This is a genomic window from Paraglaciecola algarum, assembly GCF_021532655.1.
Taxonomy (GTDB): domain Bacteria; phylum Pseudomonadota; class Gammaproteobacteria; order Enterobacterales; family Alteromonadaceae; genus Paraglaciecola; species Paraglaciecola algarum.
This window is the reverse complement of record NZ_JAKGAS010000042.1, coordinates 1-279: the sequence shown is the minus strand read 5'-3', so window position 1 is coordinate 279 and position 279 is coordinate 1. Positions and strand designations below refer to the sequence as shown.

At 67.0% G+C, this 279-nt stretch carries 1 protein-coding gene; it reads right to left on the bottom strand.

Features of this window, described 5'->3' with window-relative positions; all coding sequences use genetic code 11:
• Positions 1-95 precede the first annotated feature (95 nt).
• Positions 96-279: hypothetical protein (locus tag L0668_RS20585; RefSeq protein WP_235314603.1), on the bottom strand; the 184-nt coding region annotated here is incomplete at its 5' end.

Here is a 279-nt window from a genome sequence, read left to right as displayed (position 1 = left end):
GGGAGCTTCGCCAACAGCTGAGAATGTCGGCTTGTGCGACGTCTCCACGGCGCAGCGGGCGATCGGGCGAAGCCCGATACGTCTTCGGGTTCGACTTACCCATCCGCCTTCACCACGAAATAGGGCAGCAGACCCGCCACAACCTCGCGGCTGGCGTCGTCCTCGGCAAGGCAGCGCGGCGACCAGAGACAGGAGGCGAGGGCCGCGAGATCGCCCAGCCTCTTTGCAGCGGCTGCTACTCCCTGAGCCTGGTCACGCCCAAGGACGCACGCCCGAGGA